Source organism: Alteromonas sp. AWJ4_197, assembly GCF_056160285.1.
Genome location: NZ_JBSWWW010000003.1, coordinates 208,371 through 222,965, shown reverse-complemented (window position 1 = coordinate 222,965; position 14,595 = coordinate 208,371). Strand labels below are relative to the sequence as shown.

12 protein-coding genes are annotated in these 14,595 nt (G+C 48.3%); 4 read left to right on the top strand and 8 right to left on the bottom strand.

Annotated elements, in window-relative coordinates; genetic code table 11:
* The gene (locus ACXAGC_RS07575) at window positions 1–480 is read right to left on the bottom strand and encodes a hypothetical protein (RefSeq protein ID WP_474843777.1); all 480 of its coding nucleotides are present in this window, start codon (window positions 478–480) and stop codon (window positions 1–3) included.
* 112 nt (window positions 481–592) lie between these two features.
* Between ACXAGC_RS07575 and ACXAGC_RS07570 the strand changes: the two genes are divergently transcribed.
* Window positions 593–2,329, top strand: a complete 1,737-nt coding sequence (locus tag ACXAGC_RS07570; protein ID WP_474843775.1) for a hypothetical protein — start codon at window positions 593–595, stop codon at window positions 2,327–2,329.
* A gap of 7 nt (window positions 2,330–2,336) precedes the next feature.
* On the opposite strand, the gene ACXAGC_RS07565 is transcribed toward ACXAGC_RS07570, so the two are convergent.
* The 7 genes from ACXAGC_RS07565 to ACXAGC_RS07535 all read right to left on the bottom strand — a co-directional run bounded on the left by ACXAGC_RS07565 (window position 2,337) and on the right by ACXAGC_RS07535 (window position 10,242).
* On the bottom strand, window positions 2,337–3,026 hold the full coding sequence (locus tag ACXAGC_RS07565) for a metallophosphoesterase (protein ID WP_474843773.1): 690 nt from the start codon (window positions 3,024–3,026) through the stop codon (window positions 2,337–2,339).
* Window positions 3,027–3,167: 141 nt separating this feature from the next.
* Window positions 3,168–3,452 carry a pyrimidine/purine nucleoside phosphorylase gene (gene ppnP, locus ACXAGC_RS07560; RefSeq protein ID WP_303573489.1) on the bottom strand — a complete coding sequence of 95 codons (285 nt, stop codon included), beginning with the start codon at window positions 3,450–3,452 and terminating at the stop codon, window positions 3,168–3,170.
* A 147-nt stretch (window positions 3,453–3,599) separates the two neighbouring features.
* Entirely contained in the window at window positions 3,600–4,724 is a 1,125-nt protein-coding gene (locus ACXAGC_RS07555) for a pectinesterase family protein (RefSeq protein WP_474843771.1), read from the bottom strand.
* Window positions 4,717–6,186 carry a glycoside hydrolase family 28 protein gene (locus ACXAGC_RS07550; protein ID WP_474843769.1) on the bottom strand — a complete coding sequence of 490 codons (1,470 nt, stop codon included), beginning with the start codon at window positions 6,184–6,186 and terminating at the stop codon, window positions 4,717–4,719. The genes ACXAGC_RS07555 and ACXAGC_RS07550 overlap by 8 nt, the downstream gene beginning before the upstream one ends.
* Complete coding sequence (locus ACXAGC_RS07545; protein ID WP_474843767.1) at window positions 6,186–7,205, bottom strand: alpha/beta hydrolase fold domain-containing protein; 1,020 nt, start codon at window positions 7,203–7,205, stop codon at window positions 6,186–6,188. Before ACXAGC_RS07545 ends, ACXAGC_RS07550 begins: the two co-directional genes overlap by 1 nt.
* Before the next feature lie 2 nt (window positions 7,206–7,207).
* Entirely contained in the window at window positions 7,208–9,040 is a 1,833-nt protein-coding gene (locus tag ACXAGC_RS07540; protein WP_474843765.1) for a glycoside hydrolase family 43 protein, read from the bottom strand.
* Between the two features lie 2 nt (window positions 9,041–9,042).
* Entirely contained in the window at window positions 9,043–10,242 is a 1,200-nt protein-coding gene (locus tag ACXAGC_RS07535; RefSeq protein ID WP_474843763.1) for a glycoside hydrolase family 88/105 protein, read from the bottom strand.
* A gap of 459 nt (window positions 10,243–10,701) precedes the next feature.
* Between ACXAGC_RS07535 and ACXAGC_RS07530 the strand changes: the two genes are divergently transcribed.
* The 3 genes from ACXAGC_RS07530 (at window position 10,702) to ACXAGC_RS07520 (ending at window position 14,431) form a co-directional block, all read left to right on the top strand.
* Complete coding sequence (locus ACXAGC_RS07530) at window positions 10,702–13,443, top strand: TonB-dependent receptor (protein ID WP_119499728.1); 2,742 nt, start codon at window positions 10,702–10,704, stop codon at window positions 13,441–13,443.
* Window positions 13,444–13,512: 69 nt separating this feature from the next.
* On the top strand, window positions 13,513–14,268 hold the full coding sequence (locus tag ACXAGC_RS07525; protein WP_474843761.1) for a rhamnogalacturonan acetylesterase: 756 nt from the start codon (window positions 13,513–13,515) through the stop codon (window positions 14,266–14,268).
* Between the two features lie 13 nt (window positions 14,269–14,281).
* On the top strand, window positions 14,282–14,431 hold the full coding sequence (locus tag ACXAGC_RS07520) for a hypothetical protein (protein WP_474843759.1): 150 nt from the start codon (window positions 14,282–14,284) through the stop codon (window positions 14,429–14,431).
* Window positions 14,432–14,595: the final 164 nt, after the last annotated feature.

Sequence of the window (14,595 nt, the reverse complement as noted above, 5' to 3'; positions counted from 1 at the left end):
TTAATTTTTTGGGGCTATGTAGTCTTGAATTATTTCTCTCGTCCTTTTTTGACTCATTGCAAGAGTTAAGATTTTATTCAGGTTTTTTTTGTTTCTAATATTAATTCTTTTTCTGTTCTTCAGATATATTGGTAGTACGATTTTTAGAGTCTCTACCTCAAAAGGAGCTTCTTCAAAAACATAGTTTATATTTTTTTCTAATTCTTCTTGGTCAATTCTGTATTTGTTATTAATAAATACTCTATGTGTTACTAGGATGTAATTTTTTTTGTGCTCTAGAATTGCGTATAAGGATAGATTTTTTTCTATATTTGAGTCAATGACTATTAATTTTGCATATATATCAAGTGAAAAAACACCTTTGTCCATTAAGAAAAAATCTTCAATTTTATTTTCGATAAACTTAGGTCGTTTTTTTATGTGGCCATTAACAGTGTACGCGAGGTAATGCCTGTCTATCAGTGCACTGTATTTTTCCACTTGAAATAAACTCAAGTTAAAAATCGAAGTAACAACTAATATGATTAACGCGATATATAGTACTATTATTTTCTGAGAAATATACATTTAATTTAGCAAGACGGAGTACGTTATGGATCGTCGTCATTTATTTAAAATATCGGGACTCATGTCCTTATACTACAGTATTCCAGCTTCTTCAAGACAATCGATTGAAAATGCCAGCCAGAATGTTTTTCTTTTCAATTCAATTTCTGATTTTATATTGCGTCTAGAAGGTTCAGATTTTTCTGAATTTTCGCTCGTATTGACTTATTCTTACCATAGCGGTAGCAATATTGGTGGTAATATTTATGAATTAATTATTTCGACATCTTTAGAAAGTCACAAAGTAACTGATTTTGGAAAAAAGATATATGTTGGAACGAAATCTGGTTCTCATTACTATCTTCGCTCTTTGTCTAGCGATTTGAATGTTTTTCAATTTGGAGCTAGAGGAGATGGTATAACTGATGACACTATCTATATTAAATCTTATGTTCTTCATATGCGCTCCAACAATAGCCTAACTATTAATCTAGGTGAAAATTCTGAAGCTTGTTTTATTGTATCAGAAACAATTTATTTTCATGAGTTGAATTGCTTGGAAATTCTAGGCAGCGGTGTTATAAAAAGGATAGATTTCGGTCTGGCGATATCTTCTGGTTCGCGATTTTGGCCATTAATAAGAATACATGATATAAGAAATGTTTTTTTTCATGGTCAATGGTCTGTTGACGGAAATAGAGATAACCAAGAGTATTCAGTCTCGATTTTTAGGGGGAGTTACTGTTTCAGACATAATGGCGACGTTGAAATTATAAATTATGAGCCTTCCGTTAACATTAGAATTGAGAATTATTGTTATTTAAATTCCTACCTCAATTCTTTAGTTTTGTGGAACTGCACGAATGCAAAGGTTAGTAATGTCTCATTTATTGACACTACTTGGAATGGCATATCTGGAACCTCCCTTACTAATTTCCAGGTAGATTCTTGTTGTTTCATCAGATGTGGTGCTTCCGACATCTATAATACAAACGAAAAACAAGGTGATAGAGCCGGTATTCAACTTCGTGAGCTACCTCAAGACCTTGTTTTTAGTATGGAAGGTTTTCCAGAGGGTGATGATGCCTTCATAAAAGCGGGTAAAGTTAATACAAATATCACTATTGCTAATAGTGACTTCGATTCTTGTGGAGTTGAGTCAATTTACGTCAGGGCTGGTTTCCAAACATTAGTCAAAAATAATTTTTCTAAAAATTGTGGTTTTAAAAGATTAAATGCCGATAGAAGATATTTTCCGGCTCATATTTGGCTTGAAAGTGGCGGTTACCTAGTCATGAATAATCGAATTTGTCAAGATGTTGTCTATGATTGTTGCATGAAGCCTGATGCTATCCGCGTCACTTCACTCGTAGGTGATGCGACTAGACTTTTCCCGATGCGTGGCAAATTTTATTCACGGGTAACAGGAAATGACATAATGGGGAATGATAATAGTAGAAATGAAAGCTTTCTGAATCATGCTCTTCGAACAAATGGCCTCTGTGACTTTTCAAGTAATAATGTTATCGGAACCTCTAACTATGTCGTTTGGCTACAAAATTCTGATTCATTTGATGGTGATCTCAAGCCTAGGGACTTCAAAATGACGAATTGTTTCCTAACAAATGTTTGCACAGAAATTGAAGATAAAGCAATTATCCATGTCACATTATTCGGAAATGTAGCTGGTAAAGTTGAAAATGTTCAAATTTCTTCGAATACAGTTTTAGATACTATTCCAACGATATCATACAACGAAAACACCAAGGGGTTTGTAGAATAGAAGCGAGTTAGACTTGAAGTTCATGAAGGCCTAGTAAAGTTATTTTTCCAAAGCTGGAGGTATCTATATGCACTGAATTATCAATCCATACTATATTTTTTGTCGAGTTGTGGCCGTGTATTGAGTAATCGATGTTCGCATTTTTTACATTTTTTCTATTGACGAATCGTTTTCTATCCCATAGTAAAGCGTGTACAACTTCTTCTGTTTTCTTTGGGAAACAGTTCCAATCCCATGATGTAGGCAGGGTATGTGAGATTCCTATCCGCTTTCCTCTGTATTCTAAAGTTATACTCAACTGCTGATTTTTAAGCCAGTTACAAATGTTTATCAGAATTTTCAAGTCTGTTATGTCGAAATGCCACTTTCCACCATTTTGCACCCAAAGGCGCATGGCGTAACTGTCCCTGCCCATTAAAGCTTCCAGCATCATGTGTTCATGATTGCCTAGCACCACATGGGCGTTAATTTCCTGCATATATTCGACGAGTCTGGCGCTGTCGTTTCCGCGATCAATGATATCGCCTAAGCTTATTAATACATCGTCTTGTGGGTTGAAATCAACTTTATCTAATTCTGATTTCAGCTTTGTGAAATTACCGTCGAGATCGCCAACAACAAACACACGTTTATCATCCTCGATAGTAATGTGTTTATGCAGGCGTACTTTGCTAATGACGTTGGTTTTGACTTGCATTGAACTGACTACGCTAACTTCCTTATTAGGCATAGTGTATGTTTTTCGAGTCGTGGTTTCAAAGAATAACTTTGAAGGTCGGGTATGTCCGGAGAGAATTGAGTATAGGCGCAACGGGCGTTACGCCTGTGATTTTTACTTTTAGCTATAAAAACAAAGATAAGCTGTAGTCACTTCCACTTTTACATCAAAAGACTGGTTCGCGGCTACGTTAAACTCTGTGCCTGTTTTATAAGACTGGAATTCGTCTGAGCCGGGCAGTTTCACAATCAGCTCACCTTCTACCACTTTCATCAGTTCATCTTTAGAGGTGCTGAAAACGTATTCCCCTGGCAACATAACACCTGAGGTGCACGGGCCGTTTGCAGATTCAAAGGCGATGGATTTTACGTTGTCGTCGAAATAACTGTTTACGCTTAATGACATGAGTGTTCCTGATAAAAATTAGGGTCACACAGTGTGCCGTAAGGAGCAAGTTTCTTCTACCGCCATTTTGTTTTTCAACTAACAGAAATGGCATGAGATAGACCGCTAAGCACTAATTGCTCAGCGGAACTTGTTTGTTGATGTGGATTATTTGGGCGTAGCGGTAAGTTCCGGCTCCCAACCATTCAAAATATTAAACCGCTTATAAATATCCATTTTTTCTACGCCTAGCTGGGGGCGTTGTTCGTTAATGGCGTAGCCAGGTCCGCTGCTGCCATATTCCGCAAAGCGGGCATCGTTGATAGGGTCGAATTCTTTTCTGCCGCCTTCTTTGGTTGAACCGCCCATGGAGGCCCAGCCGGTTGTGGTGATGTGGGCATCCATCCAGGTGTTGATAAACACGGCTTTACCGATGGCGAAGGGGTTGGCATAGCGGCCATCGTCGAAGGTGGTGGTGGGGTGCCAGGGTCTTCCCAGTGGCACGGAGTTGTCCGGTACGCCTTCTTCACGCAGCAGTTTGCAGTTTACGAAGGTCAGGCCGAAGGTATCTGAAATCAGCGTGCTGGGGGCGGTGATGTAGCCGGTGATGTCCATGTCTTTCCCTCTGGGACGGGAATAGATACTGACAGTATCGAAATAGGCATTGCCGTCACCGAAAATGAAATCCACATTGCCGCGTATTTCACCGCCTTTGAAGTAGCTGCGGCCGCCACGCACGTACAGGGTGTCCTGATAGCCGAGCAGGGCAACATTCTCGATAAAGGTTTTGTCGGTGTATTCTGAAATTTTAAGGGCCACTGCCTGCATACCTGACACTCTGGCCGGGTCGCTGCTTTCTCTGGCATCTTCGGTTAAAAAGTCGAAGCCGTTTTCGATGGTGAGGTTAGCAATGTGCACGCCGGGACGGATAATTTCCACAGTGGCACTGCGTGAGGTGCCCCAGTGTTCTTCACTGCCGCGTGTAACGGCTTTGCCTGCGTAGCGGTCGAATACAATTTTGGTCTGATCCATACCGGCACCGATAAGGGTGATGCCGGGTTTATCTATCACCACGCGCTCGTAATATTCCCCGGGCGCGACGGCGATGGTCCAGCCGCCCTCCTGCGGGGCGGCGTTAACGGCTTCCTGTATGGATGAATAATGTGTTTCGTCGATGGCGGTACTGGCCACAATGGCATCAGCAGTGACAGATTCAGGTAAAAAGCGTTCCGGCTTCTCGCTGCTGCATCCTGCTAACAGTACGACCAACAACAAACAACATATTCTAGACATCAGGGAGTTCCACGGTTTTTCCGTTCACACGGATATTTTGCTGAGAGATATTATCTATATTCTCAATTATGGATTTTTTATCAACCTTCGTGAATATCAGATTTTTCAGCGACACGCCGGTAATGGGCGTGTGATCGTACCCGCGCAGCACAAAAGCCCGTTCGGCATGTTGCACATACAGGTTCTCGATGGTGATATCTTCCAGCTTGGGTGTGAACTCACCCACATCGCCTTCTTCATAGAAGAAGTTAATCACTACGGCATCTTTTACCTGACCCACACGGAACTGACGGTAGTTCAGGTTCTGCAGATGACCCCCTCGGATAGAGTTGGTTTTAATGCGTACGGCACGATCGAGATCCGGGCTGCTCATTTCGCAGTTCTGTGCATACAGGTTACGTACGCCACCGGAAATTTCACTGCCAATTACCACACCGCCATGACCGGCTTTCATGGTGCAGTCGTTAATGAGGATATTTTCACAGGGCTGTGCCACGCGGCGGCCATCGGCATTACGGCCTGACTTAATGGCAATACAGTCATCCCCTGTATCGAACGTACAGTTCTCGATAAGTACATCGGTACAGCTTTCCGGATCGCAGCCGTCAGAATTGGGGCCATAGCTGTGACAGTAAATATCCCGCACGGTCACATTAGTACACAGCACCGGGTTGACCAGCCAGAACGGGGAGTTACGGATAGTCACGCCGGAGATCAGCACGTTCTTACAGCGGTAAGGCTGAATGAAAGGCGGGCGCAGATAATTCTCTTCAAACACACGCTCTGCCACCGGCACACCGTCTTCGGCCATCTGACGCAGCACATCGCGGGTGTATTTCTGGTTTGCCACGGGATGATCGCCCCATTTGGCTTCTTTCCATTTGCCTTTCCACGGCCACCAGTTTTCCGGGCTGCCGCCGCCTTCCAGTGTCCCTTCGCCGGTAATCGCCACGTTGGTTTCTTCAAAGGCGTAGATCAGCGGGGAATAGCCCATCAGTTCAGTGCCTTCCCAGCGGGTGAACACATAAGGCTTGTAAAGCTCAGGCTCGGGAATGAAATGCAGTACCGCGCCTTTGGCAAGATAAAAATTGATATTGGATTTTAAATGTACCGGACCGGTATAGAATTCGCCTGCCGGCACTTCAACGGTACCGCCGCCCTGCGCAGCCACATCGCTGATGGCATCGCGGATAGCCTGTGTGGCATCTGCCTGACTGCTGCTCTCACCGGCTGGCTTTGCGCCATATTCAGTAATGCTGACATGCAGCGGCGGAAATTCTGGTGCTCGGATACGTTGACGGATGCGGCGGGCATCGTCGTTCCAGTCGAAATCGCCGGTGGCCACAGGTTGCGTGAAGGTTTGCGTAACACTTCTGCAGCCTGATAACCCCAGAAAACCTGCGGTGGCGGCGCTGCTGCCGGCTAATTTTAGTAAATTGCGTCGGGATGCTTGAAAACCCATTATTGATTAACTCCGGATGCTATCTGGCTTAAGAAGGTGTGGATCCGCTCTGCGGTTTCTGTGAGATACGGTTCAAACAGCCAGAATGTGTGGATATTGTTGTCGTACTGATAAAACTTGCTGGCAATGCCGTGGCTGCTGAGTTTGTCGAGCACTTCGTCTTTGCCGGCGGTAAAGCGCATCTGGCCGCTGCTGATGATAAGCATGGGCGGCGAGTCTGCATCGATATGTTTGGCGGTGGATGCCTCTGCCCAGCGTTCCGGCAGCGTTTCATACGCGCCGCCGAACCACATGCCGGCAGCAGATTTGTCCTTGCGTTTGTTTTCACTGGCAAGGGCTGAGGGGTGGGTGAAATCCAGCACGCCGTCAAGGTCGACGACAGCGTTTACGCGCACGGCGTCTGCTGAATGTTCACCCTTAAACAGGGTGGTGTTGGCGGTATTACCAACCAGTGCGGCCATATGACCGCCGGAAGAGCCGCCGCCCAGGGCAATTCTGGTCGGGTTGAATCCCCAGGCAGCAGCATGCTCTTTTGCAAACGCCAGTGCGTCGTTGATGTCTTCAAGCCCGGCAGGGTATTGCGCTTCCATGGATAACCGGTATTCCGGCGTGATCACCACGTACCCCTGCTGAGCCAGTAAATTCGCCAGCGGGTAGAAATGGCTTTTATTGCCTGAACGCCAGCCGCCACCGTGAATGAACATAATTGCCTGACCATTGGCTTTTCCGGCGGCGGGCAAAAATACATCCAGATGCAGTTCACGGTCATCTGCCACTTTATAACGGCGGTCGAATAACACCTGCTGACCTTCAGTGAAGGAGAGTACCGGCTCTTTAAGCTCAGGATGTTCATCACGATAGGCATAGAAGCGCTGGGAAATGCTGTAGCTGTCGTCCACGGGATAATCTTTGGCGCTCACCGGCACGCTACCGGCGGCACAAAGCGCGCACAGGGCTGCGGCTGTGAGGCGGCGAAGCCGTGCGCTGACATCAGATTGTGGCCTAAAAGCCTGTAACATGATTAAGGTCTCCGTCGCGGCAGAAATCTGAAGTAATTCACCTTCAGCGATGCCGGGGCGCTTTGTTTTGCATCAGACAGTTCATCAGACATTGCGGCGTCTGCATCCGCAGACACACTGAACAGGCCGGTTTTTGCGCCGACCCAGCGGCCGCGTCTGGCTTTAAACTGTTCGCCCACCACCGTAAAACGGGTTGCGTTACCGCTCTGCGCGCTGCTTCCGGCGGCTTCTGCGTTAACGCGGTAGCTGAATATGGCAGTGGCATCACCGGCCATCACGTAGCGCAGTTCGATGGTTCTGACGGTGGCATTGTCATCTGCTGTTCCATTTTCACTGAACAGTGCATTTACCGGGCCATAGTCGTGTACCGACTCATCGCAACCGGTGCGGGCGTTTTTACACTGCACGTAAACCAGGTGGGTTTCGCCATCTACGGGTTTTACTCCAATCCAGGCATAATCTTCACCGAACAGCAGCAATCCGCCTTCGGCCTGTGCGCCGTTTTCCTGCAGAATGATTTCAGCGCGCACGTCGTAGGTCAGCGCCGGCAGCTTTTGCAGTAATAATGACGGTGTAGACCAGAGATTATCGCCGGTGGTAGTGATTTTGGGTTGTGCCGGTAAGGTAAGCACGCCGGACTGCTTGTCGATGCTGTACCAGTCACGTTCCCAGTTGGCATTCCACTGCCACTGAATGCCTAATTCGTCATTGAATTCATCCGTCGCGGGCTGAGGTTTCACTTCGCCCGGGATATCAGTCAGTGGTTTTTTCCAGCGGTACACCGGTTCGCCGGTGCCGTCACCGTTTTTATCTTCACCGATAACAGGCCAGTCGTTTTCCCAGTGCATGGGCTGTAAATGCACAATGCGGCCGTATGCCTTGCGGGACTGAAAGTGAATAAACCAGTCTTCGTTTTTATTGGTGTGGATCCATGAACCCTGATGGGGACCGTTAATGAGCGTGTCGCCCTGGTCCATCACGGTTCGGGGTGTATAAGGGCCGGCGATGTTGTCAGAACGGAACACCGACTGCCAGCCGGTCTCCACGCCGCCGGCCGGGGCGAAAATGTAATAGTAGCCGTTACGTTTATAGAACTTGGGGCCTTCCAGTGTGCGGTAGCCGTCAATGACATTGCCATCGACCACATGGGTATACGTGTCGCTGACCTGTGAGGCATCACCGGACATTTCCCGTAAGCTGAGCACATTGTTAAAGCCGGCGCGGCTTTTTGCCCAGCCGTGCAGTAACCATGCTTTGCCGTCGTCATCCCACAGCGGGGTAGGGTCGATAAGGCCTTTGCCGGCGAGAATTAATTCAGGTTCGCTCCATTTACCGGCGGGATCGGCAGCAGTGGTCACATAAATGCCAAAATCGGGGTCAGGGTAAAAAATCCAGAACTTGCCGTCGTGATAACGGATATTCGGTGCCCATACGCCGTTACCGTGCTGCGGTGTGGCAAACACATCCAGTGGTACCTGCTGTGGCAGGGCGTAGTTGATAAGTTCCCAGTTAACCAGATCGGTAGAGTGCAGCACCGGCAGGCCGGGGGCGGCGTTAAAGCTCGATGCTGTCATGTAGTAGTGGCCGTTAACCGCCACTACGTCAGGGTCGGAATAATCGATATGCAGGATGGGGTTACGGTATTCACCGTTCTGCAAATCTGAAATCCACAGCCGCGGATCGTTTGCGTTATCTTCAGCGCTGCTTGCGGCTACCGCCGGCGATTTTGCTGCGGAAGACTGTGCATCTGCACAGCCTCCCAGTGCGGCAGTCGCTGCCATAACGGCCAGCGCAGGTGCGCAGGGCAGAGATTTCAGAGTATGCAGAATGCCCATGATTATTTTTCCAGTTCCAGTGCTGCCAGAATGAACGGGCCCACGCCTTTGGCGTCGTTAGCACGTACCGGTTCGCTGAGGTAGTAATCGAAAGAACCGTCGCGGTACGGGTTGCCGCCAAGACCGGCTACGGCACAGATGTTGTTCAGGCTGATTACATTGTTCGCCGGGTCGACAGAAATCATCTGATCTTCCATACCGGCGAAGCCTTTTTTCGCATACGCCATGTAGCTTTCGGGTAATACGTTCATGTTCACAGCTTTGGCAATGGCGTAAGTCAGCATGGCAGTACCTGAACCTTCCAGGTAGTTACCTTTCTTATCGCCAAGATCCGTTACCTGATACCACGCGCCGGTTTCATCCTGATATTTCACGGCCTGGTCCACAAAGTTCTGCAGGCGGGATACCAGCCACTCACGTTTTTCATCCTGTGAAGGCACAATTTCCAGTACATCCACAATGGCCATGGCATACCAGCCTAATGCACGTGACCAGTGATTAGCAGAAAGACCGGTGCCTTTGTCTGACCATTTCTGATCCCGCGACTCATCCCAGCCGTGACGGGGCAGACCGGTATTGTCGCTGTACAGGTGTTTTTCAATCAGCTCAAACTGCATGTATACATCATTAAGTTCTTCAGGGTCGCCGTAACGCATGATGTATTCGGCGTAGAAAGGTGCGCCCATGTACAGGCCGTCCAGCCACATTTGTGACGGATAACGCTTCTTGTGCCAGAAACCGCCTTCGCTGGTGCGGGGATGGTCGTTCAACTGGTCGCGCAGGGTGTCGGCAGCCAGTTTATATTTTTCATCACCGGTTTCGTCGTACAGGAAGAACAGTACTTTGCCCGGATTGATCATGTCGATATTAAACTTGCTGCGGACGTAGGTATTGATGGTGCCGTCTTCATTCACAAAACGGTCGTAGTAGTTTTTGATGTAGGTGAAATACTTCTGATCACCGGTTTTTTCATACAGTTTGGAGAACGCCAGCAGGTTCAGACCATGCACATAGTCCCATTGAGGATCTTCATCCCAGTCGATCATCCACGCTTCAGGAAAGCGTACCATTTCCGATTCGGCCATACGTACAGACCAGGGTTGGGTGTTGTCTAAGTAACTTGATGAATCCGCTGCCATAACACTGGCCGGGGCGGTGCAGGCCGCCGCGATAAGCAGTACGGAACTAAAGAGCTTACGCATGGAGATCTCCAAAATTAACAATTTAAATACTTAACGTGCTACCGGTAGCATAATGAGGGGTGAGATGTATGTTGTCAAGTTGTTATAGGTAGTGCGTAAGGGTTAACATTCATCCCCTGTGATCTATATAAACAGGGCGCCACGTGGCTTCCATCTCCATACGTATCAATTGGTCTAGCCAATTATCCAGCGGCGCATCAGGCGGTTTCTTAGTCTTTAGTATTAGTTAAACTGTTGTTTACAAAAAATACACAAAAAGTGTTGCCACCGGTAGCAATTGGATCTAGGATGTAAAACAAATGTAAGGCAGGCCTCTGTATCTACCACAGCCTTACATGGAAAAATAATAGCCACGACGGGTAAAATCCTGTGAACGTGGCAGAGAGGATCCGGGCTGCACGGAACATGACATGTAAGTGTAGCGAAATAAAAACGTAGAAAGACCCGTGAGGAATACTCATGAAATTTGCCAAAGGTTTTAAAAAAGCGCCACTCAGCTTAGCCGTTACCACCGCAATTGTAACTTCCGTATCTGCCTGGGGACAAACAGCTCCCGCCACACCGGCAGATGACGACATTGAAGTTATTTCGGTTCGTGCCACCAGTTACGCAGACAGCCTGGCGAAAGCCCTGTCTCTGAAGCAGTCATCAGCCGGTGCCGTAGATACCATTCTTGCAGAAGACATTGCTGACTTCCCTGATCAGAACCTGGCAGAAGCGCTGCAGCGTTTGCCGGGCGTAGCGATTACCCGTGAAGCCGGTGAAGGCCGGGAAATCACCGTACGCGGCCTGAACTCGACGTTCACCCGTGTGCAGTTAAACGGTATGCAGGCCCAGTCGCTGGCTGCCGGTACCGGTGGGGTAAGAACCAGCCGTGGTTTCGACTTTAACGTATTTGCCTCTGAACTGTTTAACCAGTTAAGTGTGCATAAAACTACCTCGGCAAAATTAGATGAGGGTTCCTTAGGGGCCACGGTATCTCTGCGTACCGGTCGTCCTTTTGATTTTAATGAAGATGTTGTGGCGGTAAATGCACAGGGTTCGTACAACGATCAGTCTTCAGAACTGACTCCCCGCTTATCCGGTCTGGCATCATGGACCAACGAAGACGATTCATTTGGGGTACTGTTCTCGGCTTCCTTGTCGCAACGTATCGTCAATAACGCCGGTTCAGACACAGGCCGCTGGGAAGATGACACCTTCGGTGCGTGTTCAGCCTGTGATTCAGAAGCCGATGTGGCTGCCGTCAGCAGTGCATGGCACCCCCGTTTCCCGCGCTTTGCTGATAAAACGCACGATCAGGACCGCGTTGGTTTAACTGCAGCTGTACAGTTTGTACCTTCTGACGACACACTGATTTCAATTGATGCCCTGTATGCAAACATCGATTCACGCCGTGACGAGCCGTTCATGGAAGCGATTTCTCTTGCGCGTACCGGTGCCACCGGTGTCCAGCAATCAGACGTGACCGCGTATCAGATTGACGGCAACAACACTATGTACGCCGCGACCATTGCCGATGTTGATGTGCGTTCTGAATTCTTTGTGGCTGAGTGGGAATCTGAATTTACCCAGTTCAGTGTGAACATCGACCATCACTTTACTGATGAACTGAGCATGAGCTTCCTGGCCGGTACGTCTCAGTCGACGCTGGACAACCGCGAATCTACGGTTATTTATGAGCACTTCAGCGATAACGATGAACGTAAGATGCTGGAGTACGCAGAAGCCAGCTCAGCAGTAAGCTATGACTTCTCAGATATGCTGTCTCCGTCTATCGGCTACAGCTTCGATACGGCGAATCCGGCGAACTGGGAAGTGTCTGAATTCCGTGACCGTATTTATGATGCCGAAGCATCTACAGACACAGCCCGTCTGGATTTGAACTATCTGCTGAATGATGAAGTGACGCTGAGCGGTGGTGTCACCTGGCGTGAATACGGCTATGAAATTGCCGGTGTACGTGCCGATGCGTCTTTTGCTTCCCGTGATGAAGCAGACGGTACAGTTGACGGCAACGCCTGTGGGATCAGTAACGTAGTCACAGACGCCGACGGTGAAGTGGTCTCTTTCGGCGGCCAGAGCTTCTTTATGGCTGACGGCGACAAGATCAACAACTTTGTAGACAGCGGTTGCTGGCCTTACAACGTGCGTCCGGGTGATACCCGTGCCGTAACAGAAGACAGCACAGGTATTTACGCTCAGGCCGATTTCAATACGGAAGTGGGTGACAAAGTACTGCGCGGTAACGCCGGTGTGCGTCATGTGAAAACGAACCTGGAATCTACCGGTATCATCAACGGTACTGAGGAAGTGACGGTTGAGCATGATTACACAGACACATTACCGTCTGTGAACCTGGCGCTGGAAATGACCGACGAGTTAATTCTGCGTGCAAGCTGGGCGAAAGTAATGTCCCGTCCGAATCTGGGTACGCTAAGCCCGGGCGGCAGCGTGTCGATTTTCGGTGATTACCGCGTGTCTTACGGTAACCCTTACATTGAGCCGTTCCGTGCTGATGCCACTGATTTCGCTGTTGAATGGTACTTCGACGAAGGCGCATTGTTATCACTGGCGTATTTCGTCAAAGATATCGAGTCGTTCCCGACTTCAGAAACGCAGTTCCTGAGCTGGGCAGAAACCGGCTTACCTGAGTCATTACTGGGCGCAGAGCGCGACAACCTGATTGATGAGACCTTTGAGGTTCGCCGTACTGTAAACGGTACCGGTGGCGACCTGAGCGGTTTTGAAATTCAGTATCAGCAGCCGCTGACCTTCCTGCCCGGTCCTGAGTGGATGCAGAAGTTTGGTGTGCTGGCTAACCTGACACTGGTTGATTCTGAAGTGACTTACGGCGCAGACCGCACCGGCCCGCTGACCGGTCAGTCTGATGAATCAGCTAACTTCACGCTGTACTGGGAAGATGATGTATTCAGTGCACGCCTGTCGGCTGCTTACCGTGGTGAGTTCTACACTAACCTCAGCAGCACAGACGAGCGCAAATGGCGCATTATGGATTCGACTACATACGTTGATTTCTCAACCAGCTATAAGATTTCTGAGAACTTAAAAGTTTCCCTTGAAGGTATTAACCTGACCGATGAAACCATTGATGAGTACATCGATGCGGATGCCATGCGCATCATCAACAGTCAGTCTACCGGGCGACAATTCTTTCTGGGCGTGAGCTACAGAATGTAACACAGTGGTAGTGTGTCCCTTGGGCCATCAGCAATGATGGCCTTTTTTCGTTTAACATAAGGATTTTTCATGAAAAAGCTGATTCTTTCTCTCTTCTTTGCAGCAACGGCCTTCAGCGCTGCAGCGCAGGATCCCACCCGCACAACGTTGCACCTCATCGGCGATTCCACCATGTCCATCAAACCAAACCTGGCTTACCCGGAGCGCGGCTGGGGCATGTTATTACCGGCGTTTATTTCACCTGAGCTGGAGATTCTGAATCATGCAGCCAATGGCCGCAGCACCAAACGTTTTATTGATGAAGGGCGCTGGGGAAAGGCGTTATCTGAAATGAAAGAAGGGGATTACGTGCTGATCCAGTTCGGCCACAACGATCAGAAGAAAAGTGACCCTGCCCGTTATGCCTCTGCAGAGAAAGACTATCCGGCGTATCTGCACCGTTACATCAAAGATATCCGCGATAAAAAGGCCACACCGCTGATTGCCAGCTCTATTTGCCGCCGTCACTTTGATGAGCAGGGCAACCTTAAGCACACGCTGGATGACTATGTGAATGCGGCCCGCAAAGTGGCACAGGAAGAAGACGTTGCGTTCTTCGACATGAATAAACACACCTGTGATTTCTTCGAACAGGAAGGAGATGCCGCCTCGGTGAGATACTTCCTGCGCATTCCGCCAGGCCTGTACACCCGTTACCCTGACGGCAACGAAGACAACACTCACCTGAACACGCTTGGTGCCGCGCTGGTAGCTCAGTTCTTTATTAAGGATTTAAAAGCGCAGCAACACCCGCTGGCAAAATACGTGTACCGGGAAACGCTGTAAACGTGCGCTGATCATGAATGGCAGGGCGAATGGATACCGTGCTGCCGGTTTCATTGATATCGAATTCCAGCATGCTTTCAAATCTGAAATCCTCAGGCAGGCGCACAAACTGACTGCTGCCGATCTTGTACAACTTATCTTTATCCATGGTCTGTTACTTTGACAACGTTATATTAGAAAAGTAGTAGAGCCCGGAGGGAAGTCAAGCGGGGAGCTGATTAAATAACCCTGACCCGATAAATTCTCACCGTCACAAAACCTTCATCAAAAAAACTGTCTGCTTTTTTCGTCTGTTGACTCATTACATGTGTTACCCGCGCGCACCGG

What these genes read in the sequence shown, in the direction of transcription:
- ACXAGC_RS07570 (WP_474843775.1), top strand. Translation starts at nt 593, where the DNA reads ATGGATCGTCGTCATTTATTTAAAATATCGGGACTCATGTCCTTATAC.
- ACXAGC_RS07565 (WP_474843773.1), bottom strand. Translation starts at nt 3,026, where the DNA reads ATGCAAGTCAAAACCAACGTCATTAGCAAAGTACGCCTGCATAAACAC.
- ppnP (WP_303573489.1), bottom strand. Translation starts at nt 3,452, where the DNA reads ATGTCATTAAGCGTAAACAGTTATTTCGACGACAACGTAAAATCCATC.
- ACXAGC_RS07555 (WP_474843771.1), bottom strand. Translation starts at nt 4,724, where the DNA reads ATGTCTAGAATATGTTGTTTGTTGTTGGTCGTACTGTTAGCAGGATGC.
- ACXAGC_RS07550 (WP_474843769.1), bottom strand. Translation starts at nt 6,186, where the DNA reads ATGGGTTTTCAAGCATCCCGACGCAATTTACTAAAATTAGCCGGCAGC.
- ACXAGC_RS07545 (WP_474843767.1), bottom strand. Translation starts at nt 7,205, where the DNA reads ATGTTACAGGCTTTTAGGCCACAATCTGATGTCAGCGCACGGCTTCGC.
- ACXAGC_RS07540 (WP_474843765.1), bottom strand. Translation starts at nt 9,040, where the DNA reads ATGGGCATTCTGCATACTCTGAAATCTCTGCCCTGCGCACCTGCGCTG.
- ACXAGC_RS07535 (WP_474843763.1), bottom strand. Translation starts at nt 10,242, where the DNA reads ATGCGTAAGCTCTTTAGTTCCGTACTGCTTATCGCGGCGGCCTGCACC.
- ACXAGC_RS07530 (WP_119499728.1), top strand. Translation starts at nt 10,702, where the DNA reads ATGAAATTTGCCAAAGGTTTTAAAAAAGCGCCACTCAGCTTAGCCGTT.
- ACXAGC_RS07525 (WP_474843761.1), top strand. Translation starts at nt 13,513, where the DNA reads ATGAAAAAGCTGATTCTTTCTCTCTTCTTTGCAGCAACGGCCTTCAGC.
- ACXAGC_RS07520 (WP_474843759.1), top strand. Translation starts at nt 14,282, where the DNA reads ATGAATGGCAGGGCGAATGGATACCGTGCTGCCGGTTTCATTGATATC.